The organism is Methylibium sp. Root1272, from assembly GCF_001425905.1.
Lineage (GTDB): Bacteria > Pseudomonadota > Gammaproteobacteria > Burkholderiales > Burkholderiaceae_C > Methylibium.
The window spans coordinates 236387-260815 of record NZ_LMDY01000012.1 but is presented as its reverse complement, the minus strand read 5'-3'; the positions used below and the strand labels follow the sequence as shown (position 1 = coordinate 260815).

The 24429-nt window shown below is 69.4% G+C and carries 25 protein-coding genes; 6 read left to right on the top strand and 19 right to left on the bottom strand.

Annotated elements, in window-relative coordinates:
* Positions 1–100: 100 nt before the first annotated feature.
* From ASC67_RS07040 to ASC67_RS07015, 6 genes are all read right to left on the bottom strand, one after another.
* Positions 101–1609, bottom strand: coding sequence for a tripartite tricarboxylate transporter permease (locus ASC67_RS07040; RefSeq protein ID WP_056317033.1), 1509 nt, complete (start codon positions 1607–1609; stop codon positions 101–103).
* Between the two features lie 16 nt (positions 1610–1625).
* The gene (locus tag ASC67_RS07035) at positions 1626–2090 is read right to left on the bottom strand and encodes a tripartite tricarboxylate transporter TctB family protein (protein ID WP_056317028.1); all 465 of its coding nucleotides are present in this window, start codon (positions 2088–2090) and stop codon (positions 1626–1628) included.
* 127 nt (positions 2091–2217) lie between these two features.
* The gene (locus ASC67_RS07030) at positions 2218–4059 is read right to left on the bottom strand and encodes a GspE/PulE family protein (protein ID WP_056317022.1); all 1842 of its coding nucleotides are present in this window, start codon (positions 4057–4059) and stop codon (positions 2218–2220) included.
* Between the two features lie 10 nt (positions 4060–4069).
* Positions 4070–4879 (bottom strand): spermidine synthase, encoded by an 810-nt coding sequence (locus ASC67_RS07025; RefSeq protein WP_056317020.1) that lies wholly within the window; start codon positions 4877–4879, stop codon positions 4070–4072.
* Complete coding sequence (locus ASC67_RS07020; protein ID WP_082535864.1) at positions 4879–5442, bottom strand: DNA-deoxyinosine glycosylase; 564 nt, start codon at positions 5440–5442, stop codon at positions 4879–4881. Before ASC67_RS07020 ends, ASC67_RS07025 begins: the two co-directional genes overlap by 1 nt.
* On the bottom strand, positions 5439–6293 hold the full coding sequence (locus ASC67_RS07015) for a TatD family hydrolase (protein WP_056317015.1): 855 nt from the start codon (positions 6291–6293) through the stop codon (positions 5439–5441). The genes ASC67_RS07020 and ASC67_RS07015 overlap by 4 nt, the downstream gene beginning before the upstream one ends.
* Before the next feature lie 156 nt (positions 6294–6449).
* Here ASC67_RS07015 and ASC67_RS07010 point away from each other — a divergent pair, with 156 nt between their 5' ends.
* On the top strand, positions 6450–7106 hold the full coding sequence (locus ASC67_RS07010) for a pyridoxamine 5'-phosphate oxidase family protein (RefSeq protein WP_056317012.1): 657 nt from the start codon (positions 6450–6452) through the stop codon (positions 7104–7106).
* 4 nt (positions 7107–7110) lie between these two features.
* On the opposite strand, the gene ASC67_RS07005 is transcribed toward ASC67_RS07010, so the two are convergent.
* The 13 genes from ASC67_RS07005 to flgB all read right to left on the bottom strand — a co-directional run bounded on the left by ASC67_RS07005 (position 7111) and on the right by flgB (position 19091).
* Positions 7111–8322, bottom strand: coding sequence for an EAL and HDOD domain-containing protein (locus ASC67_RS07005; protein WP_056317009.1), 1212 nt, complete (start codon positions 8320–8322; stop codon positions 7111–7113).
* 21 nt (positions 8323–8343) lie between these two features.
* Positions 8344–9540 (bottom strand): flagellar hook-associated protein FlgL, encoded by a 1197-nt coding sequence (gene flgL / locus ASC67_RS07000; RefSeq protein ID WP_056317007.1) that lies wholly within the window; start codon positions 9538–9540, stop codon positions 8344–8346.
* A gap of 26 nt (positions 9541–9566) precedes the next feature.
* Entirely contained in the window at positions 9567–11528 is a 1962-nt protein-coding gene (flgK, locus tag ASC67_RS06995; protein ID WP_056317003.1) for a flagellar hook-associated protein FlgK, read from the bottom strand.
* A 10-nt stretch (positions 11529–11538) separates the two neighbouring features.
* A complete protein-coding gene (flgJ, locus tag ASC67_RS06990) occupies positions 11539–12387 on the bottom strand; it encodes a flagellar assembly peptidoglycan hydrolase FlgJ (protein ID WP_056316999.1) in 849 nt (282 codons plus the stop codon).
* A 1-nt stretch (position 12388) separates the two neighbouring features.
* Positions 12389–13543 carry a flagellar basal body P-ring protein FlgI gene (locus ASC67_RS06985; RefSeq protein WP_056316996.1) on the bottom strand — a complete coding sequence of 385 codons (1155 nt, stop codon included), beginning with the start codon at positions 13541–13543 and terminating at the stop codon, positions 12389–12391.
* Positions 13544–13585: 42 nt separating this feature from the next.
* The gene (locus ASC67_RS06980; protein WP_056316991.1) at positions 13586–14260 is read right to left on the bottom strand and encodes a flagellar basal body L-ring protein FlgH; all 675 of its coding nucleotides are present in this window, start codon (positions 14258–14260) and stop codon (positions 13586–13588) included.
* 17 nt (positions 14261–14277) lie between these two features.
* Positions 14278–15060, bottom strand: a complete 783-nt coding sequence (gene flgG / locus ASC67_RS06975) for a flagellar basal-body rod protein FlgG (RefSeq protein WP_011830644.1) — start codon at positions 15058–15060, stop codon at positions 14278–14280.
* Positions 15061–15163: 103 nt separating this feature from the next.
* Positions 15164–15376, bottom strand: a complete 213-nt coding sequence (locus ASC67_RS06970; RefSeq protein ID WP_056318230.1) for a hypothetical protein — start codon at positions 15374–15376, stop codon at positions 15164–15166.
* 148 nt (positions 15377–15524) lie between these two features.
* Entirely contained in the window at positions 15525–16253 is a 729-nt protein-coding gene (flgF, locus tag ASC67_RS06965) for a flagellar basal-body rod protein FlgF (RefSeq protein WP_056316988.1), read from the bottom strand.
* Between the two features lie 25 nt (positions 16254–16278).
* Complete coding sequence (flgE, locus tag ASC67_RS06960) at positions 16279–17541, bottom strand: flagellar hook protein FlgE (protein ID WP_056316985.1); 1263 nt, start codon at positions 17539–17541, stop codon at positions 16279–16281.
* Between the two features lie 37 nt (positions 17542–17578).
* Positions 17579–18232, bottom strand: coding sequence for a flagellar hook assembly protein FlgD (locus tag ASC67_RS06955; protein WP_056316982.1), 654 nt, complete (start codon positions 18230–18232; stop codon positions 17579–17581).
* Between the two features lie 26 nt (positions 18233–18258).
* Positions 18259–18675, bottom strand: a complete 417-nt coding sequence (gene flgC / locus ASC67_RS06950) for a flagellar basal body rod protein FlgC (protein WP_011830648.1) — start codon at positions 18673–18675, stop codon at positions 18259–18261.
* An 11-nt stretch (positions 18676–18686) separates the two neighbouring features.
* Entirely contained in the window at positions 18687–19091 is a 405-nt protein-coding gene (gene flgB, locus ASC67_RS06945; RefSeq protein ID WP_056316979.1) for a flagellar basal body rod protein FlgB, read from the bottom strand.
* A 148-nt stretch (positions 19092–19239) separates the two neighbouring features.
* On the opposite strand from flgB, the gene flgA reads away from it, so the two are divergent.
* From flgA to flhA, 5 genes are all read left to right on the top strand, one after another.
* Positions 19240–19959: a flagellar basal body P-ring formation chaperone FlgA gene (flgA, locus tag ASC67_RS06940; protein ID WP_056316976.1), complete on the top strand. Its 720-nt coding sequence runs from the start codon at positions 19240–19242 to the stop codon at positions 19957–19959.
* A gap of 138 nt (positions 19960–20097) precedes the next feature.
* Positions 20098–20406 (top strand): flagellar biosynthesis anti-sigma factor FlgM, encoded by a 309-nt coding sequence (gene flgM, locus ASC67_RS06935; RefSeq protein ID WP_056316973.1) that lies wholly within the window; start codon positions 20098–20100, stop codon positions 20404–20406.
* 43 nt (positions 20407–20449) lie between these two features.
* Positions 20450–20842 carry a hypothetical protein gene (locus ASC67_RS06930; protein ID WP_056316970.1) on the top strand — a complete coding sequence of 131 codons (393 nt, stop codon included), beginning with the start codon at positions 20450–20452 and terminating at the stop codon, positions 20840–20842.
* A gap of 166 nt (positions 20843–21008) precedes the next feature.
* Positions 21009–22172, top strand: a complete 1164-nt coding sequence (gene flhB, locus ASC67_RS06925; protein WP_056316966.1) for a flagellar biosynthesis protein FlhB — start codon at positions 21009–21011, stop codon at positions 22170–22172.
* A gap of 145 nt (positions 22173–22317) precedes the next feature.
* Complete coding sequence (gene flhA / locus ASC67_RS06920; protein WP_404932841.1) at positions 22318–24411, top strand: flagellar biosynthesis protein FlhA; 2094 nt, start codon at positions 22318–22320, stop codon at positions 24409–24411.
* The last annotated feature ends 18 nt before the right edge of the window (positions 24412–24429 follow it).

Sequence of the window (24429 nt, the reverse complement as noted above, 5' to 3'; positions counted from 1 at the left end):
CAGCGGCCTCGCGACTCGCTGCCCCGATCGTTCTGCCACAGCACCGCAAGGGGCCTTGGGGCGCCGACGACGCGGCATGGCGAGAACGCGCGCGGCGGCGTCAGTCCGCGTCCTGGAAGGCTTCCTCGCGCTTGCTGCGGATCGAGGGCAGCATCACGACCACGATCATCAGGACCGCCGCCAGCAACAGCCCGGCCGACAGTGGCCGCGTCGCAAAGGTGCTCCAGTCGCCGCGACTCAGCAATAGCGCGCGGCGCAGGTTCTCTTCCATCATCGGCCCGAGGATGAAGCCCAGCAGCAGCGGCGCCGGCTCGCAGCTGAGCTTGTAGAACACGTAGCCGATCAGGCCGAAGCCGGCCGCCATGTAGACGTCGAAGTTGTTGTTGTTCAGCGTGTACAGGCCGATGCAGCAGAAGGTGAGGATGGCCGGAAACAGGAAGCGGTAGGGCACCGTCAGCAGCTTGATCCAGATGCCGATCAGCGGCAGGTTCAGCACCACCAGCATCAGGTTGCCGATCCACATGCTGGCGATCAGACCCCAGAACAGCTCGGGGTTGCTGGTCATCACCTGTGGACCGGGCTGGATGCCCTTGATCGTCATCGCCCCGACCATCAGCGCCATCACCGCGTTGGGCGGGATGCCGAGCGTGAGCATCGGGATGAAGCTGGTCTGCGCGCCGGCGTTGTTGGCGCTCTCGGGGCCGGCGACGCCGCGGATGTCGCCCTTGCCAAATTTGCGCGAGTCCTTCGCGACCTTCTTCTCCAGCGTGTAGGCGGCGAACGAGGCCAGCAACGCTCCGCCGCCCGGCAGGATGCCGAGCATGGAGCCGAGTGCCGTGCCGCGCAGCACCGCCGGCGCCGCGAGCTTGAAGTCCTCCTTGGTCGGCCACAGCCCGCCCACCGACTTGGTGAAGACCTCGCGGTGCTCGGGCGGCTGGCCGAGGTTGGCGATGATCTCGCCGAAGCCGAACACGCCCATCGCGATCGCGACGAAGCCGATGCCGTCGGTCAGTTCGGCGATGTCGAAGCTGTAGCGCGGCACGCCGGAGATCACGTCGGTGTTGATCTGACCGAGCAGCAGGCCGAGGAGGATCATCGCGATCGCCTTGACCAGCGAACCCGAGGCCAGCACCACGGCACCGATCAGGCCCAGCACCATCAGCGAGAAGTACTCGGCCGGGCCGAACTTGAAGGCCAACTCGGTCAGCGGCGGTGCGAAGGCCGCGAGGATCATGGTGCCGACGGTGCCGGCGAAGAAGCTGCCGAGGCCGGCGGTGGCCAGCGCCGCGCCGGCGCGCCCCTGGCGCGCCATCTGGTAGCCGTCGATCGCGGTCACGACCGAGCTCGACTCGCCCGGCACGTTGATCAGGATCGCAGTGGTCGATCCGCCGTACTGGGCGCCGTAGTAGATGCCGGCGAGCATGATCAGCGCCGGCGTCGCGTCGAGCGCGTAGATCGACGGCAGCAGCATCGCGATGGTGGCGACCGGGCCCAGCCCGGGCAGCACGCCGATCAGCGTGCCGAGCACGCAGCCGAAGAAGCCGTACAGCAGGTTCTGGAACGAGAGCGCGACGCCGAAGCCGGTCGCGAGGTTGTTGAGCAGGTCCATGACGGTGTGCCTCGTTTCAGCCGGCTAGGAAGGTGGGCCACACCGGGATCGTGAGGCTCAGGCCCTTCACGAACACCAGATAGCTGCCGACCGTGAGCAGCACGCAGGTCGCCAGCACGCCTTTCCAGTGGAACTGGTCGCCACCGAAGCTGGCGATCACGATCAGGATCGGCACCGTGATCGCCATGCCCAGCCGCGGCAGCAGCGCGCCGAACAGGATCACCGCACCGAGGATCAGCAGCAGCGGCTTCCAGGCGATGTGCCCGATCGGGTCGCCGCCGTCGCTCTCGATCGTCAAGGCCTTGAACAGCACCGCTGCGCCCAGCACCGCGAGGATCAGGCCCAGCAGCAACGGGAAGTAGCCGGGACCGGGCTTGGCCGAGGTGCCGAAGTTGTAGGTCGTGGCACCGATCGCAAAGCCCACGCCGATGGCGACGAACATCACGCCGGACACGAAATCTCGCTGACTCTTGATCTTCACCGGGTGTCTCCTCTCGGTCCGTGCCCTGCAGCACTGTTGTGAACGCGATTCTAGGAAGCGCCCGGCGGCACGCTCTGTGTGGTTTACACGTAGCGCCCAGGAGTTCCGGCCCAGTGTCAGCCTCGGTCTAGATCTCCCAGCGCGGCGTGGCGCGCAGCACCTCGTCGATCGTGGTCAGGCCCTGTGCGACCTTCATCGCACCGGCCAGCCGCAGCGGCTGCAGGCCCTGCTTCGCGGCCTGCTTGCGCAAGGCCCCGGCGTCGTAGTGCGGATGGATGCTCGACTGCAGCGCGTCGTTCAGCTCCAGCAACTCGTACAGGCCGGCTCGGCCGCGGTAGCCGGTGTGGCGGCATTCGAGACAGCCGACGGGTTTGCAGGGCTGGTACTCGCCATTGAGCTTCCAGGGCCTGATGGCCTCGTCGAGCACCTCGCGGCCGGTGGCGCTGTCGTCGGGCTGCTTGCATGCCGGGCAGAGCGTGCGCACCAGGCGCTGCGCCAGCACGCCGATGACCGTGGCGCCGATCAGGTAGGGCGGCACGCCGAGGTCCGTGAGGCGCGTGACGGCCGCCGCGGCGTCGTTGGTGTGCAGCGTGCTGAACACCAGGTGACCGGTGAGCGCGGCCTGGATCGCCATCTCGGCGGTCTCGAGGTCGCGGATCTCGCCGACCATGATGATGTCCGGGTCCTGGCGCATCAGCGCACGCAGCCCCTCGGCGAAGCCGAGGTCGAGCACCGGCTGCACCTGGGTCTGGTTGAAGGCCGGCTCGATCATCTCGATCGGGTCCTCGATCGTGCAGACGTTGACCTCGTCGGTTGCCAGGCGCTTGAGGGTGGAATAGAGCGTGGTGGTCTTGCCCGAGCCGGTGGGACCGGTGACGAGGATGATGCCGTGCGAGCGCGTGACGAGCTGCTCCCACAGCCGCACCTCGTGTGGCGCGAAGCCCAGGCCCGACAGCGGCTTGACCGCGGCATCGGGATCGAAGATGCGCATCACCATCTTCTCGCCGAACGCCGTGGGCAACGTCGACAACCGCATTTCCACGTCGCGCGACGTGCCGTCGGGGCCCGGCCGGCGCGTCTTGATGCGGCCGTCGAGCGGGCGACGCTTCTCCACCACGTCCATGCGGCCGAGCAGCTTGATGCGGCTGGTCATCGCATTCATCACCGACAGCGGCACCTGGTAGACGGTGTGCAGCACGCCGTCGATGCGGAAGCGGATCGCGCCCATCTCGCGGCGCGGCTCGAGGTGGATGTCGGAGGCGCGCTGGTCGAAGGCGTATTGCCACAGCCAGTCGACCACCTGCACCACGCCCTGGTCGTTGGCGTCGAGCTGCTTGTTGCTCTTGCCCAGCTCGACGAGCTGCTCGAAGCTGGCCGGTCCGGCGCCGTCGCCGCTCTTCTGCGCCGCGCGCACCGAGCGCGACAGCGTGTAGAACTCGGTGGTGTAGCGCTGGATCTCCAGCGGGCTGGCCAGCGCGAGCTTGATGGTCTTGCGCGTGTGCGCCTCGATCTGCGGCAGCCAGTCGATGTCGAAGGGCTCGCAGGTCGCCACCAGCGCCTCGGTCGGACCGACCTGCAGCGGCAGCGCGCGGCGGCGTTCGGCATAGGTGGCCGACATCACGTCGGCCACGCGCGCCACGTCGACCTTCAGCGGGTCGATGCGCACATAAGGCAGCTGGCAACGCTTGGCCAGCCACTCGGTCAGCGATTCGACGTCGAGCGCCGCGCCGGTGGTCGCATGCACCAGCCCCGCGCCGCTCAGCCGCACCAGCGGGTGCTGCGCGCTGTCACCGGCGGCGAAGCGCTGCGCCACGCGCTTGCCGTCGGCCAGCGTGATCACGCCGTCGGTCAGCAGCCAGGTGACGAGCTGGCGCCAGTGCAGCGGCCCTTGCGGCGCCGTGTCGGGCGCAGGAGGGGCCGTGTCGGCCGGCGCCGGCGCGCGCGAGGCAGCGGGAGTGCGAGCGGTCATGCAGGGTTCGTCAGGCGGCAGTGGGGAGGCGTTCGGGCAGATTCTGCAAGAGCTTGAGCCATTTGCGGGCCGGCAGGTCGAACTTTGCCTCGATCGCCACGGCGCGACGTTCGAGTTCTTCACGCCCCGGCCGATCGCCGCCGCGCCAGGCCAGCAGGATGGTGTTGCCCTCGCGGGTCGGCTTGAGCATCAGGATGCGGCCGGTGCCGAACACCGTCGCGATGCGCCGCGCGCTCCGGTCGAAGCTCACGTCGCGGCCGAACAGGTTGACGCTCATCACCCCGCCCTCCGCCAGCAGCGCATGGCAGTCGCGATAGAAGGCTTCGTCGTCCAGCACCGGCGCCGCAGCGTCGTGGTCGTAGAGATCGACGCACAGGGCGTCGGCCCGGCCGGCGTGCGCCGCATCGGCCGCGTAGGCGCCGGCATCGGCCTCGATCACCGCCAATCGTGCGTCGTCGGCGGGCAGCTTGAACCACAGGCGGCACACGCCGATCACGCTCGGATTGATCTCCACCGCAGTGGTGCGCCAGCGCAGCTTCTTGTGGCAAAAGCGCGTGATGGCCGCCGCACCCAGGCCCAGCTGCACCGCATGCGGCGGCTCGCCGTCCTGATCCTTGCCGGCGGCGGCGTGCAGCCGACCCGACAGCAGCATCCACGCCATCATGCGCTGCACGTACTCGAGCTCGATCTTGTGCGGCTTGGCGATGCGCATCGCGCCCTGCACCCAAGGCGTGCCCAGGTGTAGATAACGCACGCCGTCGAACTCGGACATCGTGGCCGGCGCGAGCGTCGGCGTCTTGGGCTTGCGGGAGGTCGCCATCAGGAGGAAGGGATCAGTCCGTGTTGTTCGAAGGCGGCGCGCCAGGCCGCGAGCTTGCGCTCGAACGACCAGCTGGCGTTGGCCGGGCTGGTGGAGGGCAGCCGATGCACGACCAGCCCGAGCGCGGCGGTGAGGCGCGCGGACCGCGACGACTCGCCGCCGTTGTGCGCCACCGCCTGCCAGTGCGGCACCCGCCGGCGCAGGCCCGCCAGGTCATTGGGTTGTGCATCGCGGATCGCGCTGTCCAGGCTGCCTTCGCGGCGGCAGGCGGCGTACACGTCCCACAGACCAAGACCGCGCGCGGTGAGCTCCTGCAGCCGCTGCGGGTAGTCGAGCGCGCGCAGATCCAGGCCCCACAGCGCCGACAGCAGCGGCCAGAACTGGTTGCGCGGGTGCGCGTAGTACTGCTGCGCGGCCAGCGAGGCCGCGCCGGGGAAACTGCCCAGCACCACCAGGCGCGTGGCCGGGCCGACCACCGGCGGCAGGCCGGACAAGATCGACAGCGTGGCGGCGTCGGCGCGCGGCGCTGCGCCGGCGACATCGGGCGTCTGCGGTCGGGTCATGCTGCCGTCTCCATGGCATCGAGCACGGCCAGGCGCGGCAAGGCCGCGCGCGCATTGACCTGGGTCGCGCGCGCCAGCGCCTCGAGCGTCAGCCCGCGCAAGGCCGCCAGCCCGGCGGCGATGCGAGGCAGCTCCGCCGGCTCGTTGCGGCTGCGCTCGCCGGCGGCGCGCTCGGCCGCGGTGCGGTAGAGCCACTGCGGCGGGATGTCGGGTGCGTCGGTCTCCAGCACGATCGCCTCCAGTGGCAGCTCGGTCGCCAGCCGGCGCAGCTGCAAGGCGCGCTCGAAGCTCATCGCGCCCCCGAAGCCGAGCTTGAAGCCCTGGTCGACGAAGGCCCGTGCCTGCTGGGCGCTGCCGTTGAACGCATGCGCGATGCCACCCAACTCCGGCGCGCGACGCAGGTGCTTGAGCAGGCTGTCGGCGGAGCGGCGCACGTGCAGCAGCACCGGCAGGCCGGCGGCACGCGCCAGCGCGAGCTGCCGCACGTAGAAGTGCTCCTGCTTCGCGCGGTCCAGCCCCGGCACGAAGTGGTCCAGCCCGATCTCTCCGACGGCCACCAGCCGGGGGTCGTCGCGGTGCGCCGCCAGCGCCTCGCGCAGCGTATCGAGCGCGGCATCGTCGAGCGGTCCGGTGTACATCGGGTGGATGCCCAGCGCATAGGCCAGCCCGTGGCGGTGCGCCAGGTCCCGCACGGTGTCGAAGTCGAACGGCGCGACCGCCGGCAGCACGATCTGCACGACCCCGGCGTGGCGCGCGCGCTCGACCACGGCCACCCGATCGGCGTCGAACTCCGGCGCGTCGAGGTGGCAGTGGGTGTCGGTCCACCCGGCGGGCGCTGTGGGCGTGGCCATGGCGACATTAGACCGCGGGCCGCGCCGGCGCCCACCGGCCGCCGACGGGCGCCGCCGTTCTGTGGGTATTCCTGGGGCCGCAGCGGCCGGGCTCGCCCCTACCCTAGCGCGTTTGTTGGCGTCACACGGCCCGAGCAGCCCCAAAGGAGACCCCGGATGAGCGATTTCTACGGCGACGCACAGCGCCAGCTTCAGGACCGGTTCGACAGCCGCGCGCTGGCGGACCGTCTCACCGACCTGATCATTCACGACGAAGTACAGGACGACGAGCGCGGCTTCATCGAGAGCCGCGACATGTTCTTCCTCGCCTCGGTCGGCGCCGACGGCCAGCCGTCCTGCTCCTACAAGGGTGGCGCGCCGGGCTTCGTGCGGGTGGTCGACGCCAAGACGCTGGCGTTTCCCAGCTACGACGGCAACGGCATGTTCCTGTCGACCGGCAACATCCGCGCGACCGCGAAGATCGGCCTGCTGTTCATCGACTTCGAGACCCCGCACCGCCTGCGCGTGCACGGCGAGGCCTCGATCGCCGACGACGACCCCCTGAAGGCCCACTACCCGGGCGCCGAGCTGGTGGTGCGGCTGGCGATCTCGTCGATCTTCGTCAACTGCCCGCGCTACATCCACCGCTACCAGAAGCTCGGGACCTCGAAGTACGTGCCGCAGGCCGCCTGCGAGGCGCCGCTGGCGCAATGGAAGCGGATCGACCTGGTGCAGGACGTGCTGCCGGCGCAGGACGTGGCCCGCGTTCCGGCGGCGGGCGGGGTGATCGACTTCGGCAACTACCTGGGCAAGGTGGCGGCCGGCGACGGCTGAGGACTCAGGCGTCCAGCTGCGCCGCCTTCGCCAGCGCGCGCAGCAGCCCGCGGTTGATCTCCCCCGGGTCGGTGAACAGGCCGTCGCAGGCTTCTCGGATCGCGTCCAGCGCATTGCCCTCGACCGCACGCACCAGCGTGCAGTACGGGGCATAGGGACCGGACTCCTCGGCCAGAGCCTGGTACACCCGCTCGGGCACCGGGATCGTGCTCAGCAACTCCGAGAACGGCTGCTTGAACATGCGGTCGAGCAGCGAGAACACGCCACAGATGAAGAGCTCGTTGCGCATTTCCTCGTCGCCGAGGTTGCGCACCATCTCCTCCATCAGCATGCCCCGGCGCACGGCGGCGAACATCACCGGCTTGAGGTTGGTGTCCTTGCTGCCGGTGGCCAGCAGCAGCGCCAGCCAGCGCTTGAGCCGGCTGTAGCCCAGCATCATGATGGCGTGGCGGAACGAGCTGATCTCCACGCTCAGTCCGAAGGCCGGCGAGTTGATGTAGCGCATCAGCTTGAAGGCCAGCGTCGGGTCGCGCCGCAGCGTGTCCTCGAGCTTCTCGATCGGTTCCTGCTGGTCGACCCGGTGGATCAGCTCGACCATCACCTGCAGATCCGGCGTCGCCGCCTTGGGGTCCTTCTCCTTGCTGACCGAGGAGTGCGCGATCGCATCGTCCATCGGCCATCCGAGCACGGCGACCGCGCCGCGCCCGAACGAAGCCTCCATGTCGACGAGGGTGTTCACGCCCGACTGCACGTAGCCGATGCTGCGCGTGACACCGGCGGCCGGTGCGGTTTCACCGACACGGCGGTCGTCGGCCAGGTCGACGATCGAGTAGCGGAAGCACGGCAGCACCTCGCGCGGCAGTTCGCGCAGCGGCCGGCCCTTGATGAGCAGCGTGCTGCCGCGTGCATGCAGGTCCCGGATGGCCTGGGTGTGCGCCTCGTCGCCGGCCATGAAGGCCGGGATCTCGATCATCACGTTCGGGGTCGGCTGCGCCTGCAGCAGGCCGGTCAGCAGGTTCTCGCTGACGACGTTCAGCGACACCTGGCCTCCGCCTTCGGGCCACACGGCGGCCACCTCCTCCAGCAGGCCGGCCGCGTCGAGCTCGGCACCGGGCTGCAGCGGAAACACCGTCAGACGGGTCGCGCTGACGATGCGCTGCCGGTCGATCATCGGGGAGTAGCTCAGCGCGACCTGGCCAAGGAGGGAGTCACTCACGAAAGGGTCTCCGCAGACGAATCACACATTGAGGTATTGGAACAGCGACAGGTTCTGCACCGAAGCATAGGACTTCAACGCCGCCTCGTAGCCGGTCTGTTGTTTCTGGAACGTGGAAATCGCCTCGACCATGTCGAGATCTTCCGCTTGCGAGCGGTCGGTCTTCGCTGCGAGCTTCTGGCCGCTGAGCCGCTCGGCGGCCCGGTCGATGCGGTTCAGCGTCTCGCCCGCCACGGCGCGCTGCGCCGTCAGCTTGGCACTGGACGCGTCGATGTCGCGCAGCGCGGTGGCCACCGACTGCGCGATCTGGCCATTGTTGCGCCCCCCCGTCTCCAGCTCGGTCGCTGCGCGGTCGAGCACGTCGAAGACGCTGAGCGAGGCCGACGAAGGCGTGAGGTCGAAGCTGTCGGCGTCGGCCGGCGCGCCGGTCACGGTGACCGACAGGCCGTCGATCTCGATCGCCTGCCCGCTCTGGTAGGGCACGTTGGTCAGCGCGGTCGGATTGCCGTCGCGCAGCACGGTGTAGGTCGTCACGCCGCCGGCGACGGTGAAGCTCAGGCTGTACGGATCACCGGTCGCGGCCGACGGATCGATGACGCTGCCGGCATCGATCCACGCGGTGCCGCTCTGCTGGGTGGCGTTGGTCACGAACACACCGTTGCCGCTGGACGCCTGCAGCCAGGTGCTGCGGCCATCCATCGTCAGCGGCAGCGGTTCGGTGGACGGCGCGCCGGTTTCGCCCGATACGCCGCGGAACTGCACGCCGGCCGGCGTGTCGACGAACGGCGGGCTGCTCGCGCCCTGCCCTGCGAACAGGTAACTGCCGGCACCGTCGGGGCTGTTGGCGATGGTCAGCAGCTCGGCCCGCATCTGGCGCAGGCTGATCGCGAGGTTGGCGCGCTCGGCATCGCTGTAGCTGGCGTTGCCGGCCGATACCACGGTGTCGCGAGCCTGCTGGAGCAGGCCCAGCGCATCGCCGAGCGTCGACTCGGTCTGGCTCACGGCGTTCATGCTGGCGTCGATGGCGCGCTGGGTCGCGGCGCTGCGCGCCTCGACGGCGAGCGCGCGCTCGGCCCGGGCAGCGGCCGTCGGGTCGTCGCTGGCGCGGTTGACGCGTTTCAGGCTGCTCATCTGCTCCTGGCTGCGGCTCAGTTCCTGGGCTCGGCGCTGCAGGTTGGCGATGGTGGCGTCGTAGGTGCTGGATGTGCTCACGCGCATGGAGGAATCCTCGTCGTATCGGTCGGTCAGCGAGCGGCGACGCTGAGCAGGGTGTCGAACACGCTCTGCGCCACCTGCAAGACCTTGGCCGCGGCCTGGTAAGCCTGCTGGAACTGGATGAGCCGCGCGGCTTCCTCGTCGAGGTTCACGCCGGACACGCCGGCGCGCGCCGCCTCGGCATTGGTCGCCACCGCGGTGGAGATGTTGCTCGACGAGCGGGCGCTCTGCACTCGCACGCCGATGTCCGCCATCGCGCTCGCGTAGGCGCTGGTGATGCTTTCGCCCGCCGACACGACGCCCCCGGACAGCAGTTCCTCGCCGACGAGTCCTGCGTCGCGCAGCGCCAGCAGCGACAGCGCGTTGCCGTTGTTCGCGGCCGGGAACGTGGTCGGCGCGACCTGCAGCGTGTCGCCGCTGCGCGGTACCCCTGCCAGCGTGAGCTCGAAGCCGTTCAGCGCGATCGTCGATCCCGCGGTCCAGGTGCCGGTGCCGCTGCTGACCACCGCATTGCTGGCGTCGCGCAGCTCCCAGTCGTAGTTGCCGCTGTCGTCGGTGAAGCTGATGTTGGCGGTCTGCGTCGGGTTCAGCGCGGTGCTCGCGACGGTGAGCGTGCCCACCGTCGCGGTGCCGCTGTTGCCGGCGCCCACCGTGGCGACCACCGGCGACGACGCGGCGATGCCGTTCGGGTTGTTGAGCACCCGCGCCATGCTCTGCGCGGCCTGGCTGACCGGCTGCAGCAGGAAGCGGTCGGTCGCGCCCGGCGCCGGCGTGCCGATGTCGATGGTGAAGCCGTCGATCGTGTCACCGTCGGCGACGCTGCGCGTCAGGCCGTCGCTCAGCCGCGTCAGGAAATACTGCCCCGGCGTGCCGGCGTCGACGCGCAGTTCGTAGTCGCTGGCCTGCAGGCGCTTGGAGTCCGCCACCGTGATCGAGACCGACGACAGGAAGTTGCCGCTCGCGTCGCGGGCATTGGTCGATGCCGGCAGGGCCGCGGGCGCAGCGAGCGCGAACAGCGGCGCACCGCTGCCCGCCGGCTGCCCCAGGTCCAGGCCGAGCGCCTGCTGGCGGTTCACCGCGCCGGCGATCGCGCTGGCCAGCTGGCCGATCATCGCGCGTGCGTCGGCCAGGTCCTCGTTCTGGAAGGCCAGCAGGCCGGGCAGCTTGCCCGACACCAGCGCGTCCTCGGGCAGCAGGCGGTCGCCGCCGGCCTCGCTGATCGCCAGGCGCACCTTGGAGGCGTCGTAGGTGTCCGGCACGACCTTGAGCTGCAGGGCATTGCTGCCGAGCACCAGCCGCTGCCCCCCGCCGACGAAGACGCCCAGCGAGCCGTCGTCGGCCTCGATGGTGGTGACCTGCACGTAGCTGCCGATCTCGCTGATGAGCTGGTCGCGCTGGTCGAGCAGGTCGTTCGGCGTGTGGCCGCCGCCCTGCGCCGCGGCGATCTGGCGGTTGATGTCGGCGACGCGCTTGGCCAGCGTGTTGACCACCGTGATCGAGTTCTTCACGTCCTCGGTCACGCCACTCTGCAACGCGTCGAGCTGGCTGTCGGCAGCGCGGAAGCGCGAGGCCAGTTCCTCCGCACGCGCCAGCACCACCTGACGCGCCGAGGCATCCTGCGGCCGGTTGGCCACGTCGACGAAGGCATTGAGCAGGTCACCCGCGGCATAGCCGAGGCCGGACTCGCCGGTCGGGAACACCTTCTCGAGCCGCTCCAGTTGCTCGAGCCGCGCCGCGTCGCGCGCGGCCTGGGACTTCGACATCGAGGCGTCGCGCGTCAGGAAGGCGTCGCTCGCCCGCGTGACCGTCTGCACGTTCACGCCCTGCCCGAAGAAGCCGGCACCGGTCGACTGCCCGCCGGCGGTCCCGAGTTCGACCTGCTGACGCGAGTAGCCCGGCGTGTTGGCGTTGGCGATGTTGTTGCCGATCGTCTGCAGCGTCGCGTAGTTCGCGAACATCGCGCGCGTGCCGAGGGACATCAGGCCGGCCATGTGCTTCTCCTCACGCGGTCAGCGTGCGCTGCAGGCGCAGCGTGGTGTTGATGACGCGGCCGAGCTTCGCGGCATAGGCCGGGTCGGTGGCATAGCCGGCGCGCTGCAGGTTCACCGCGAAGCCTTGCGCAGTGCCGCCCTGCTCCACCACCTTGGCGTAGCGCGGGCTGTTCTTGATGAGGTTCGCGTAGTCGCGGAAGGCGTCTTCGGGCGTCGCGTACGCGCGGAATTTCGCCTTCACCTTCTGCGGCTGGCCGTTCACGTACTCGGTCGTCGTGACCTCGGTGACGGCACCCTTCCAGCTGGTACCGGCCTTGATGCCGAACACGTTGTGGCTGCTGCTGCCGTCGGCGTTCTTGATCTCGCGCTGGCCCCAGCCCGATTCGTGTGCGGCCTGGCTCAGGATGAAGGCGGCGGGAATGCCGGTCTCGGCCTCGGCCTGCTCGGCGGCCGTGTTGTGGCGTGCGACGAAGTCCTGCGCCCGCGATGCGCCGGGCAGGCGGTTCCAGACCTGCGCGCCTGCGGCACCGGCGGCCTGCGCCGCAGGCGCCGTGGTGGCGGCGACCTTGCCGTTGAGTTGCTGCTCGAGCTGCCGCGCGATCTGGGCGCTCAACCCGCCGGGCAGGCCGGTGAGCTTCTGCGCGAACTGGGTGTCGAGCAGCTCGGTGCCCATCTGGGTTCCCGAGTTGTCGAGCATGCCGCTGGACATCGTGGCCTGGCGCATGCTCTTCATCAGCTGCTGCATGAACAGCGCCTCGAACTGCTTCGCCGTCTCCTTGATCGCCGCACGCGGGTCGGCGCTCGCGTTCGCCTGCAGCGAGCGCAGCGCGTTGGCGTCGAGGCCGACGGTCGATTTCACGTCAGATCACCTCGAGCTCGGCGTTCAGCGCGCCTGCCGCCTTGATGGCCTGCAGGATCGCCAGCAGCTCCTGCGGCGTCGCGCCGAGCGAGTTCAGCGCCTTCACGACGTCGGTGAGTTGCGTGCCGGCCGGCAACTGGATCAACGAGCCGGCGTCCTGCTTGATCGAGATGTCGGCGCGTTCGGCCACCACGGTCTGGCCGCTCGACAGCGGCCCCGGCTGGCTGATGACCGGCTGGGAGCTGATCGTGACCGACAGGTTGCCGTGCGCCACCGCGCAGGGGTTGAGCGTGACGGACTGGTTCACCACCACCGAGCCGGTGCGGGCGTTGACGACCACGCGCGCGGCGGGTGCGGCCAGGTCGATCGGCAGGTTCTCGATGTCGGCCAGGAAGGCCACGCGCGCATTCGCGTCGGCCGGCATCAGCACGCGCACCGTGCGGCCGTCCAGCGCCTGGGCGGTGTTCGCGCCCATCTTGCCGTTGATCACGCGTGCCACTTCGCGCGCGGTCGAGTAGTCGGTGGCGTTGAGGTCGAGCTGGATCGCGTCGCCCTGCGCCAGCGGGGTCGGCACGCCGCGTTCCACGGTGGCGCCGCCGGGCACCCGGCCCGCGTTGAGCGTGTTGACCTGGACCTTGGAGCCGCCCGCCGAGGCGCCCGCGCCGCCGATGATCAGGTTGCCCTGCGCCAGCGCATAGATCTGTCCATCGGCGCCGCGCAGCGGCGTGACGACGAGCGTGCCGCCGCGCAGGCTCTTGGCATTGCCCATCGAGGACACGTTGATGTCGATCTGCTGGCCCGGCTGAGCGAACGGCGGCAGCGAGGCGGTGACCATCACCGCAGCGACGTTGCGCAGCTGCACGCTGGTGCCAGGCGGCACCGTGACGCCCAACTGCTGCAGCATGGCGTTGAGGCTCTGCGTCGTGAACGGGGTCTGGGTGGTCTGGTCGCCGGTGCCGTCGAGACCGACGACGAGGCCGTAGCCGATCAGCTGGTTGGATCGCACGCCCTGTACGGCGGCCACTTCCTTCAGGCGTGCGGCCTGGGCATCGACCGGCCACCAGACGGCCGCGCTGGCGATGAACAGGCTGAACGCGATCAGCAGGCGCAGCAGCAGGTCGGCGCGCTGTTCAGCAGGGAGGAAGGGGCGGTGCATGGTGGTGGCTTTCCCGGGGGGATGCCACCATTCTGGAAAACTTTAGAGCGGGAGAACGTTCAAAAAGAAGCGTCCCAACCAGCCTATTCCCTGCGCTTCGGCCTGGGCGCCGCGGCCGCGCTGCTCGATGCGCACGTTCGCGATCTGCGCCGACGCAACGGCGTTGCCGGGTTGGATGGCCCGCGGATCGACCTGGCCGGAGAAGCGCAGCACGTCGACATGCTGGTTCACGCCGATCTGCTTCTCGCCGCTGATGACGAGGTGGCCGTTCGGCAGCACGTTGATCACGGTGGCCGTGATGGTGCCGCTGAAGGTGTTGGCGCTGGCCGTCGTTCCCTTGCCCTCGAAAGCCTGCTCGTTGCTGCCGGTGGCCGAGGCGCGCTTGAAGGAGTTGGGCGCGAAGAAGGGCAGCGCCGAGATGCTGCCGTTGACCGAGCCGTTCTTGTCGATGCTGCTGGTGGACTGCTGGCTGGCCGCGACCTTCTCCACGATCTGCACCGTGATCGTGTCGCCGATCAGGCGCGCGCGGTGGTCCTCGAACAGCGGCCGGTAGCTGGCGCCCTGGAAGATCGCGCCATTGTTGACCGGCGGCGCGACCACGGCCTGCGGCAGCACCGGCGAGGTGTCGGCGATATCGACCTTGGGCGTCATCGCCTGGCAGCCGAACAGCAGGACGAGCGGCGTCAGCGAAGCGACACGGCGGAGGACGAACGACATGGGATCGCCTTTCAGGCTCACAGCTGGGCCAGCTTCTGCAGCATCTGGTCCGAAGTCTGGATGGCCTTGGAGTTGAGCTCGTAGGCACGCTGGGTCTGGATCATCGCGACCAGCTCCTCGACCACGTTGACGTTGCTGCCTTCGACGAAGCCCTGGGCGATCGCGCCCAGGCCATTGCTGTCCGGCGCGCCGGCGTTCGGCGTGCCCGAGGCCGCGGTCTCGGTGTAGAGGTTCTCGCCGCGCGGCTCCAGGCCGGCCGGGTTCACGAAGCTGGCGAGCTGGATCTGGCCGACCGTCTGCGCGGCCGCCTGGCCGGGCAGCGTGACGCTCACGTTGCCGTCGGCGCCGATGGTCACGTTCTGGGCGTTGGCCGGGATGGTGATGCCGGGCTGCACGACGTAGCCGTTGTTGGTGACCAGCTGGCCCTGCGCGCTGACCTGGAAGGCGCCGTCGCGGGTGTAGCCGGTGGTGCCGTCGGGCAGCTGGATCTGGAAGAAGCCCTGGCCCTTGACCGCGAGATCCAGCGGGTTCGTGCTCTGCTGCAGCGAGCCCTGGCTGAACTGGCGAGAGGTGGCGACGGCGCGCGTGCCCAGGCCGAGCTGCAGGCCGGTGGGCAGCTGCGTCTGCTCGGAGCTGTTGGCACCCGGCTGGCGGATGGTCTGGTACATCAGGTCCTCGAACACCGCGTGCGAACGCTTGTAGCCGTTCGTCGCGCTGTTGGCGAGGTTGTGCGAGATGTGGTCCAGCTGGGTCTGCTGGGCTTCCATCCCGGTCTTCGAGATCCAAAGGGAACGCATCATGGCGGGGGACTCCTCATCGACCGATCATGACGGCGATGAAGGCCGGCGAGCCCCGGATAAGGGCCCGCTTCGGGCCCCAGTTCCGCGCCGCAGCGGCGCGGGGTCAGGCCGGACGCACCGCGGGTACGCCGAGCTCGCGGCCGACGGCGGTGCGCGCGTAGAAGTAGTTGCGGCGGGCCCGGTCGCTCAGCGCGTCGGTGTCGACGTGGCCGGCGGCATCGCAGGGGAAGACGTAGCCGCGCCCCTCGTCGAACAGCGAGCGAAAGCGCAGCAGGAAGCCGGTTGCGGCGACGGTTGCCGTCGGCAGATGGGCCATGAAGATCACTCCTCGTATCGACCGGGCGGTCGAAACGATCCGCCCGATCGGACCCGAGCAGGGACCGTGCCAGCAACTGCCTCCCCCGCCGCAGCGGTGCACGACGGCGAGGAGGCCGTCAACGCTCGGCCTCGCGAGCGCGCCGAGATCAGCCGTTCATCGACAGCAGCTGGCTGGCGGCCTTCTCGTCGCCCTCGGCCGTCTGCAGCATCTTCATCTGGCTCTCGAACTGGCGCGCGGCGGCGATCATCGCCACCATGTTCTCGATCGGGTTCACGTTGCTGCCCTCGAGCGTGCCTTCGGCCACGCGGGCGTTCGGGTCGACCGGCAGGTCGCCGTCGGCGGCGCGGAACAGGCCGTCATCGCCGCGCTGGAGCGCAGCCTCGGGCGTCACGAGCTTGAGGCGACCGACCGACGTGACGCCGCCGTTGGCCTGCTTGACGCTGACCGTGCCGTCGGCGGCGATCTGCGGCGTGGAGTTTGCGGGCAGCGCGATCGGACCGCCGTCGCCCAGCACCGTGAGGCCGCCGGAGGTCTTCAGCGTGCCCTCGGCGTCGACCTGCAGCGAGCCCATGCGGGTGTAGGCCTCGGTGCCATCGAGCCCCTGCACGGCCAGCCAGGCGTTGCCCTGCATGGCGACGTCGAGCGCCCGGCCGGTGGAGGCCATCGGGCCGGGGGTGGGATCGTAGCCGGTGGTGGTCTCGAGCGAGTAGACGCGCGTGCTGGCGCCGTCGCCACGCACCGGCACGGCGCGAAAGGCCTGCAGCTCGGCGCGGAAGCCGGTGGTCGAGGCATTCGCGAGGTTGTTCGCGAGCGTCTCCTGCCGCTGCATCGTCGCCTTCGCGCCCGACATCGACAAGTAGATCATCCGGTCCATCGCGACTCCTCAGTGTCCGCTGCGATCAGCGCAGGTTGACCAGCGTCTGCATCATCGAGTCCTGCGTCTTCACGGTCTGCGCATTGGCCTGGTAGACGCGTTGCGCGGTGATCATGTTGACCAGCTCGCCGGTCAGGTCGATGTTGCTTTCCTCCAGCGCGCCGGACTGCAGCACGCCGAAGTTGCCGTCGCCGGCCGCACCGACCACCGGGTCGCCGGAGGTGAAGGTGGTGGCCCAGACGTTGTTGCCCAGCGGCTGCAGGCCCTGCGGATTGCGGAAGTTGGCGAGCTCGAGCTGGCCGCCCGGCTTGGACTGGCCGTTGCTGTAGCGCGCCATGATCACGCCGTTGGCCTCGATCGAGATGCCCGACAGCTGGCCCGGCGCGTAGCCGGTCTGCGACATGTCGGTCACGCCGAAGCCCGAGCCGTACTGCGTCGCGCTCGTCACGTCGAGCTCCACGCCCGTGATCGGCAGCGTGGTGCCGCCGCTCGCGTTGGTGGTGCTGGGGATGTCGATCGCCACCGCACCGACCGGCGCGGTCGGCGCCGAGCCGTTGGTCGGGAACTGCATCGTGGTGCTCGGCAGCGCCGCGCCGGTGCCGTCGACGCTGATCGGCGTGCCGTTCGCGGTCACGTACACGTCCCACTGGTCGGTGCCCGACTTCTGGAAGTAGTAGGTCAGCGCCACGTCCTGCCCCTTGGCGTCGTACACCGTGACCGAGGTGGCGTTGTTGTAGGTCGCCGGATCGTCGAAGTCGATGCTGCCGGTCGCCGGCGTGGTGACGGCCTGGCGTGCGTCGAGGTTCATCTCGATCTCGATGCGGTCGGTCGCACGCGGCGCGATGCCGGCCGTCGGCAGCTGGATCGCCTGGGCCTGGCCCGGCACGATCACGCCCTGGCCGTCGGCCGGGTAGCCCAGCAGCTTGTAGCCCGAGTTGTTGACGATGAAGCCTTCGCGGTCGATCTTGAACTGGCCGTTGCGGGCGTACATGGTCGGGTTCTTGCCGTCGCTCACCTGGAAGAAGCCCGAGCCGTTGATCGCCAGGTCCATCGGATTGTCGGTGGTGGTGATGTTGCCCTGCGTGAACTGCTGGGCCACGGTCTCCAGGTTCACGCCGATGCCGACCATGTTGGTGCCCGAGCCGTTCAGCGCGTTGGCGTACACGTCGCCGAACTCGGCGCGCGAGCTCTTGGCGCCGAAGGTCGATGCGTTGGCGACGTTGTTGCCGATGATCTCGAGGTTCTTGCTGGCGGCGTTCAGACCGGACAGACCTTGCTGGAAGCTCATGGGGATTTCCTCTTCGGTAGGGGACGGCAGTCGCGGCTCAGGAGATGGCCTTGACCTGGGTGTAGGGGATCGAGCCGCCGAACAGCAGCTCCAGGTTCAGGGTGTCGCCGCTGGTCGAGACGGCCTTCACGAGATCGGTGGTGAGCGGCGTGGCGGTCAGCGTCGTGCCGCCGGACTTCGCGGTGACGCGAAAGCTCATGCCGTCGGTGCTGGTGCCGGTCGGTGCGGTCCATTCGAAGCCGCTGCGGCCGGCCGAGGCAGCACCCACATTGATCGTGTCGACCACGCGGCCGCTCGGCGAGAGGATCTCGACCTTCACGCTGTCGGCGGCGTTGGCGAGCTCGAAGCCGCCGGCCGTCGTGCCGTCCTCTCCGAAGTGCAGCTTGCTGCCCTCCATCAGCACGGTGTGGCCCACCAGGCCGGCGCCCTGCAGCACCTGCGAAGACAACATCTGGCTCGACAGCGACTTCACGGTCTGGTTCAGCGTGCTGATGCCGGTCACGGTGTTGATCTGCGCGATCTGGCTGGTGACCTGCGCGTTGTCCATCGGATTCATCGGATCCTGGTTCTTCATCTGCGTGACGAGCAGCTTGAGGAAACGTTCGGATCCGTCGTCCGTCTTCGTGGTGGTGCTGCCGTTCAATGCGTCGTAGACGCTGGACGAACTGTTGGTGACGGGGGCGGTGGCCATGGCGGGTCCTGTTCAGGAAGTCAGCGTTACTGGCCCATCTGCAGCGTCTTCAGCAGCAGGGTCTTGGCGGTGTTCATCACTTCGATGTTGTTCTGGTACGAACGCGAGGCCGAGATCATGTTGACCATCTCCTCCACCGCATTGACGTTGCTGTAGGTCACGTAGCCGTCGGCATCGGCCTGCGGATGCTTGGGATCGAGCACCTTGCGGCCGGGGGCGTTGTCTTCCGTGACCTGCGAGACCTGCACGCCGGCGGCGGTACCGGCTTCGCCGGGCTGCTGGAAGGGCAGCGTCTGGAACACCACCTGGCGCGCCTTGTAGGCCTTGCCATCGGGGCCGGCCACGGTGTCGGCGTTGGCCAGGTTGGAAGCCACGACGTTGAGCCGCTGGCTCTGCGCGCTCACCGCGCTGCCGCTCACGTTGAAGATGTTCAACATCGACATGATCGTTCCCCTTACTGGCCGGTGATCGCGCTGAGCATGGTGCGCACGCTGCCGTTGATGAAGCGCAGCGTGGCCTCGTAGTGCACCGCGTTGTCGGCGAAGGCCGCGCGTTCGCGGTCCATGTCGACCGTGTTGCTGTCCAGGTTGGTCTGGCTCGGCGTGGCGTACTTCAGCCCGGCTTCGCTGCGCGCACCGGCGGCCGGGCTCAAGTGCCCGGTCTGCGTGGCCGATAGCGCATTGCCGGGCGTTGCTGAGCCGGTGGCCTCGCGCAGCGCGGCACCGAAGTCCATGTCGCGGGCCTGGTAGCCCGGGGTGTCGGCATTGGCGATGTTGCTCGCGATCAGGCGCTGGCGCTCCGACCTCAGCAGCAGCGCCTGGGTCTGGAAGTTCAGCGAGTTCGTGAGTCGGTCCATCATGATGAGGTGCCCGGACGGATGGCCACGCTTGGGTGGCGATGGTTGGCATTCTTGGTCGTGACCGTCTGAAACATTAGCGGGAATAGGACCCTCTTCCCCGCTCAATTCCCGGCTCGCCGATGCAGGCCGCCCTCTAAAGTCCTGCTCGATGAAGCCGAACGCCGTCCCCGCCGCCCTCGCCCTGTGCCTGCTCCTGCTGGCCGCTGCGACCGCGTCGCTGCCCGCCCGGGCGCAGGACGCCGCGGCCACCGCCGTGCTGGCCGAACAGGTGCGCAGCCTGGCCCTGAAGAGCTCGCAGCCGGCCGCCGGCCTGCGGGTCGAGGTCGAGGCCGGCGCGCTCGACCCCCGCCTCAAGCTGGCCCCCTGCCAGCAGATCGAACCCTATCTGCCGACCGGCTTCAAGCCCTGGGGCCGCACGCGCGTCGGCCTGCGCTGCCTGCAGGGTGCGACCAAGTGGAACGTCTACCTGCCGATCACCGTCAAGGTGTTTGGCCGTGCACTGGTCGCCGCCAGCGCGCTGCCGGCCGGCACCGTGCTGACCGCCGCCGACCTGCGCGAGGCCGAGATCGACCTCGCGGCCGACCCGGCCGCCGCCCTCACCGATCCGCAAGAGGCCGTCGGCCGCTCGCTGCTGCGCATGGTGAGCGCCGGCGAGGACCTGCGCCAGAACCTGTTGCGCGCCCGCCAGTGGTTCGCCGCCGGCGAGACCGTGCAGTTGGTCGCCGTCGGTCCCGGTTTTTCCGTCCAGAGCGAAGGCCAGGCGATCACGCCCGGCCTCGACGGCAGCCCGGTGCGTGTGCGCACCGAGAGTGGCCGCATCGTCACCGGCCTGCCGGTGGGCGAGCGGCGCGTCGAGTTGCGGCTGTGATCCGCGTCTGAACCCGGAGCTTGCCGTGCACCCCTCTCGCTGTTACAAAAGAATCTCTCAAGTTCGACGAACCCTCGTCGATACCGCTGGGATGTTGAACCGTCCGGGGGCGCTGCCCTTGGTCTGCAGGAGCCCGTCATGAAGATCGGTCAAACCTCCACGCCCGCTGCCGACGCCGCGATCCTGGCCCGTTCCAACGCCGAAGCCGGCGCTGCCGCCGCCAAGGCGCGTGTCGCCCAGGCCGCCGATGCCGGCACCAGCACGGTGGAGCTCTCCAGCACCGCGACGGAGTTGCTGGCCGGCGCCAGCAGCCCGGAGTTCGACGCCGCCAAGGTGGAGCGCATGAAGCAGGCGATCGCCGACGGCTCGTTCAAGGTGAACGCCGACGTCATCGCCGACAAGCTGATCGCCAACGCGCAGGAAATGCTCGACGCCGTGAAGCGCTGAGCCCGCCCCTCCGCATGCCCTCGTCCTTGCCCACCAGCCTCCCATGCAGACCGATCTGAGCTCCGCCCCGTTGCGCGCGTCTGCGCCCCAGATCCTCGAGGCCGCGATCGCCGACGTCGAGCAACGCCTCGCCGCGCTGGCGCTGACGCTGCTCGAGCGCGACAGCCGCGGTGTCGACACGGCCGCCGTCGAACTGCAGCGCGCCCTGGCCACCGCCCTCGACTGCTTCGGCCGCAACCGCGGCCCGATCCCCGCGGCCTTGCGCCAGCGCCTGGCACAGGCCAGCGGCCAGGTCGCCTCGCAACGCGACACGCTGGCGCGGGCCACCGCGGCCCTCGACCGCGCGATCGAGGTGCTGATCCCGCGCGAAGCGGCCGTCTACAACGCGCGCGGCGCGGCAGCTCTGGCCGCGCACAGCGGGGTGGTGAAGGCCTGAGTTCCCGCGAACACCCGGCCTCCTAGCGGCGCTCCTCGGAGCGCCGTTTGCATTCCGGGCTGTTCCAGGCCCGCGGCCGGAAAAGCACGGTCCCCGCCCTGCTTATCTCGCTCAAGTTTTCGCGGCCGCCCGGAAGAATCCTCCTTCAGGACTCTTCCGAGGAACCATGGCCGATCAAGGCGCCCAAGACCGCAACCTGCCCGCGTCAGAACGCAAGCTGAAGAAGGCGCGCGAAGACGGGCAGGTGCCGCGTTCGCGCGACCTCGGTCACTTCGCGGCCGTGGCGGCCGGCGTCGCCCTGCTGGCGGCAATGGCGCCCACGGCCACCGGCTGGATGACGCGGCTGCTGCAGAGCGGCCTGCGCTTCGATGCCGGCACCCTGGACAGCACCGCCAGCATGTCCGAGCGCCTGGCCGAACTGGGCACCCAGTTCGCGTGGGCGATGCTGCCGGTCGGCGCGGTGATGGTGCTGGCGGCCCTGGCCAGCGGCCTGGCGGTCGGCGGCTGGAACTTCACGCTCAAGCCGATCGAGCCCAAGTTCAGCAAGCTCAATCCGCTGACCGGCCTGCCCCGCATGCTGTCGGCCGACCGTCTGGTGGACACGGTGCGCAGCTGCGTGCTGGCGCTGGTGATCGGCCTGGTCGGCGCCTTCTACCTGTCTCAGAACGTCTACCAGTTCACCACCACGCTGACGCTGCCGCTGCCCACGGCACTGGCCCAGGCCGGCAGCGACGTGCTCTACGGCTTGATGTTCCTGCTGCTCGCGCTGGCGGTGTTCGCCATGGTGGACGTGCCGCTGCAGCGCTTCCAGCATGCGAAGCGGCTGAAGATGAGCCACCAGGAAATGAAGCAGGAGCACAAGGAGAACGAGGGCAACGTCGAGGTCAAGGCCAAGGTCAAGGCGCGCATGCGCGAGATGGCCAACCGCCGCATGCTCGCGGCCGTGCCGAAGGCCGACCTGGTGGTGATGAACCCGACCCACTACGCCGTCGCCCTGAAGTACGAGGAAGGCCGTGGCGGCGCCCCGCGCGTCGTCGCCAAGGGCGCCGACCTGATCGCCCTGCGCATCCGCGACCTCGCCAAGGAGTCCAAGGTGCCGGTGCTGCAGGCACCGGTGCTGGCCCGAGCCCTGTACGCGCACGCCGAACTCGACCGCGAGATCCCGATCGCGCTCTACACCGCGGTAGCCCAGGTGCTGGCCTACGTGTACCAGCTGCGCGCGGCGCTGGCCGGCAAGGCACCGCTGCCGGGCGAGCTGCCCGAGCTGCCGGTGCCCGCCGAACTCGACCCGCACAACAAACCGTCTTCCGCTGATGGAGCCCTCGCATGACGTCACTGACCCCCATCGGAGCTGAGCGGGCCGAGCGCCGGGCCGCTCCCAAGCCGGCCCGCACACCCAGGGCCACGAAGGGGCCCCTCGTGGCCCCCGGGGGACGAACGGCGTACCCGCCGGTCGGGGGGCTGTCATGAACCCGATGCTCTCCCAAGTCCAGGCCTGGCTGGGGCCCAACGCCCGCATGATCCGCAGTCTCGCGGTGCCGTTGCTGGTGCTGATGGTGCTGGCGATGATGGTGCTGCCGCTGCCACCGCTGGCGCTGGACCTGCTGTTCACCTTCAACATCGCGCTGGCGCTGATGGTGATGATGGTGTCGGCCTACATGGTCAAGCCGCTGGACTTCTCGGCCTTCCCGGCGGTGATCCTGCTGACGACGCTGCTGCGGCTGTCGCTGAACGTGGCCTCGTCGCGCGTGGTGCTGATGGAAGGCCACACCGGCCCCGGCGCGGCCGGCGCGGTGATCGAGAGCTTCGGCCACTTCCTGATCGGCGGCAACTTCGCGGTCGGCATCATCGTGTTCGCGATCCTGGTGGTCATCAACTTCATCGTGGTGACCAAGGGCGCCGAGCGCATCGCCGAGGTCGGCGCGCGCTTCACCCTGGACGCGATGCCCGGCAAGCAGATGGCGATCGACGCCGACCTGAACGCCGGCCTGATCGACGAGAAGGAGGCCAAGCGCCGCCGCCTCGAGGTGGGCAACGAGGCCGAGTTCTTCGGCTCCATGGACGGCGCCAGCAAGTTCGTGCGCGGCGACGCGATCGCCGGCATGCTGATCCTGTTCATCAACATCGTCGGCGGCTTCATCATCGGCGTGGTCCAGCACGACCTCAGTGCCGGCAAGGCCGCCGACAGCTACATCCTGCTGGCGATCGGCGACGCGCTGGTGGCGCAGATCCCGGCCCTGCTGATCTCGGTCGCCGCAGCGATGGTGGTGTCGCGCGTCGGCAAGGAGCAGGACGTCGGCGAGCAGATCATGGGCCAGATGTTCAAGACGCCCAAGTCGATGGGCATCGTGGCCGGCGTGATCGGGCTGCTGGGCGTGATCCCGGGCATGCCGCATTTCGTGTTCCTGCTGATCGCGAGCGCGCTCGGCTACATCGCATGGCTGATGCACCAGCGCGAGCAGCGCGCCAAACTGGCGCCGCCCCGGCCGGCCGCCGCAGCCGGACCGGCCCCCGACGCCGAGGCGAGCTGGGACGACCTGCAGCCGGTCGACACGCTGGGTCTGGAAGTGGGCTACCGCCTCATCGCGCTGGTGGACAAGGAGCGCCAGGGCGATCTGATGACGCGCATCAAGGGCGTGCGGCGCAAGTTCGCGCAGGACGTGGGCTTCCTGCCGCCGTCGGTGCACATCCGCGACAACCTCGAGCTGCGCCCCAGCATGTACAGGCTCACGCTGCGCGGCGCGGTGATCGGCGAGGGTGAGGCCTTCCCCGGCATGCTGATGGCCATCAACCCCGGCCACGCCAGCACGCCGCTGATCGGCACCACCACCACCGACCCCGCCTTCGGCCTGCCCGCCACGTGGATCGAGGAGCGCCAGCGCGAAGCGGCGCAAATGGCCGGCTATACGGTCGTTGATTGCTCGACCGTGGTGGCGACCCACCTCTCACACTTGATGCAAGTGAATGCAGCGCGCCTGCTGGGCCGCGTGGAAACGCAGCAGCTGGTCGAGCATGTGACGAAGTTGGCACCCAAACTCATCGAAGACGTGGTCCCCAAGATGGTCCCCATCGCCGCCCTCCAGAAACTGCTCCAGCTGCTGCTGGAGGAAGGCGTGCACATCCGCGACATGCGTTCGGTGGTGGAAGCGCTGGCCGAGCACGTCGGCGCCAACCCCAACCTCGCCAACGATCCGCAGGAACTGTCGCGCCGCATCCGCGTGGCGCTAGCGCCGTCGATCGTGCAGCAGATCTACGGCCCCGTGCGCGAGCTGGAAGTGATCGCCATCGAACCCGACCTCGAGCGCCTGCTGTCGCAGGCCCTGGCCTCGCAGAACGGCCCGGTGCTCGACCCCAGCATGGCCGACATCCTGACCCGTTCCGCCGCCGATTCCGCCAAGCGCCAGGAAGACCTGGGCCACCCGGCCTGCCTGCTGGTGCCCGACGCGATCCGCGTGCCGATCGCCCGCCTGCTCAAGCGCGCCGCGCCGCGGCTGCGCGTGCTCTCGCACAGCGAGATCCCCGACACCCATTCGATCCGCATCGGCTCGATCATCGGCGCCGCCGCTTGATCCGGGCCCCCTGACAGA

Excerpts from the sequence above, each read along its gene's own strand:
- ASC67_RS07040 (WP_056317033.1), bottom strand. The coding sequence starts at position 1,609 with ATGGACCTGCTCAACAACCTCGCGACCGGCTTCGGCGTCGCGCTCTCG.
- flhA (WP_404932841.1), top strand. The coding sequence starts at position 22,318 with ATGCTCTCCCAAGTCCAGGCCTGGCTGGGGCCCAACGCCCGCATGATC.
- flhB (WP_056316966.1), top strand. The coding sequence starts at position 21,009 with ATGGCCGATCAAGGCGCCCAAGACCGCAACCTGCCCGCGTCAGAACGC.
- flgG (WP_011830644.1), bottom strand. The coding sequence starts at position 15,060 with ATGATGCGTTCCCTTTGGATCTCGAAGACCGGGATGGAAGCCCAGCAG.
- ASC67_RS07010 (WP_056317012.1), top strand. The coding sequence starts at position 6,450 with ATGAGCGATTTCTACGGCGACGCACAGCGCCAGCTTCAGGACCGGTTC.
- flgF (WP_056316988.1), bottom strand. The coding sequence starts at position 16,253 with ATGGACCGGATGATCTACTTGTCGATGTCGGGCGCGAAGGCGACGATG.
- ASC67_RS07030 (WP_056317022.1), bottom strand. The coding sequence starts at position 4,059 with ATGACCGCTCGCACTCCCGCTGCCTCGCGCGCGCCGGCGCCGGCCGAC.
- ASC67_RS06985 (WP_056316996.1), bottom strand. The coding sequence starts at position 13,543 with ATGCACCGCCCCTTCCTCCCTGCTGAACAGCGCGCCGACCTGCTGCTG.
- ASC67_RS07015 (WP_056317015.1), bottom strand. The coding sequence starts at position 6,293 with ATGGCCACGCCCACAGCGCCCGCCGGGTGGACCGACACCCACTGCCAC.
- ASC67_RS07025 (WP_056317020.1), bottom strand. The coding sequence starts at position 4,879 with ATGGCGACCTCCCGCAAGCCCAAGACGCCGACGCTCGCGCCGGCCACG.
- flgL (WP_056317007.1), bottom strand. The coding sequence starts at position 9,540 with ATGCGCGTGAGCACATCCAGCACCTACGACGCCACCATCGCCAACCTG.
- ASC67_RS06970 (WP_056318230.1), bottom strand. The coding sequence starts at position 15,376 with ATGGCCCATCTGCCGACGGCAACCGTCGCCGCAACCGGCTTCCTGCTG.
- ASC67_RS06980 (WP_056316991.1), bottom strand. The coding sequence starts at position 14,260 with ATGTCGTTCGTCCTCCGCCGTGTCGCTTCGCTGACGCCGCTCGTCCTG.
- flgK (WP_056317003.1), bottom strand. The coding sequence starts at position 11,528 with ATGGCCGGCCTGATGTCCCTCGGCACGCGCGCGATGTTCGCGAACTAC.
- ASC67_RS06930 (WP_056316970.1), top strand. The coding sequence starts at position 20,450 with ATGCAGACCGATCTGAGCTCCGCCCCGTTGCGCGCGTCTGCGCCCCAG.
- ASC67_RS07020 (WP_082535864.1), bottom strand. The coding sequence starts at position 5,442 with ATGACCCGACCGCAGACGCCCGATGTCGCCGGCGCAGCGCCGCGCGCC.
- flgM (WP_056316973.1), top strand. The coding sequence starts at position 20,098 with ATGAAGATCGGTCAAACCTCCACGCCCGCTGCCGACGCCGCGATCCTG.
- flgC (WP_011830648.1), bottom strand. The coding sequence starts at position 18,675 with ATGTCGATGTTGAACATCTTCAACGTGAGCGGCAGCGCGGTGAGCGCG.
- flgA (WP_056316976.1), top strand. The coding sequence starts at position 19,240 with ATGAAGCCGAACGCCGTCCCCGCCGCCCTCGCCCTGTGCCTGCTCCTG.
- flgE (WP_056316985.1), bottom strand. The coding sequence starts at position 17,541 with ATGAGCTTCCAGCAAGGTCTGTCCGGTCTGAACGCCGCCAGCAAGAAC.
- ASC67_RS06955 (WP_056316982.1), bottom strand. The coding sequence starts at position 18,232 with ATGGCCACCGCCCCCGTCACCAACAGTTCGTCCAGCGTCTACGACGCA.
- flgB (WP_056316979.1), bottom strand. The coding sequence starts at position 19,091 with ATGATGGACCGACTCACGAACTCGCTGAACTTCCAGACCCAGGCGCTG.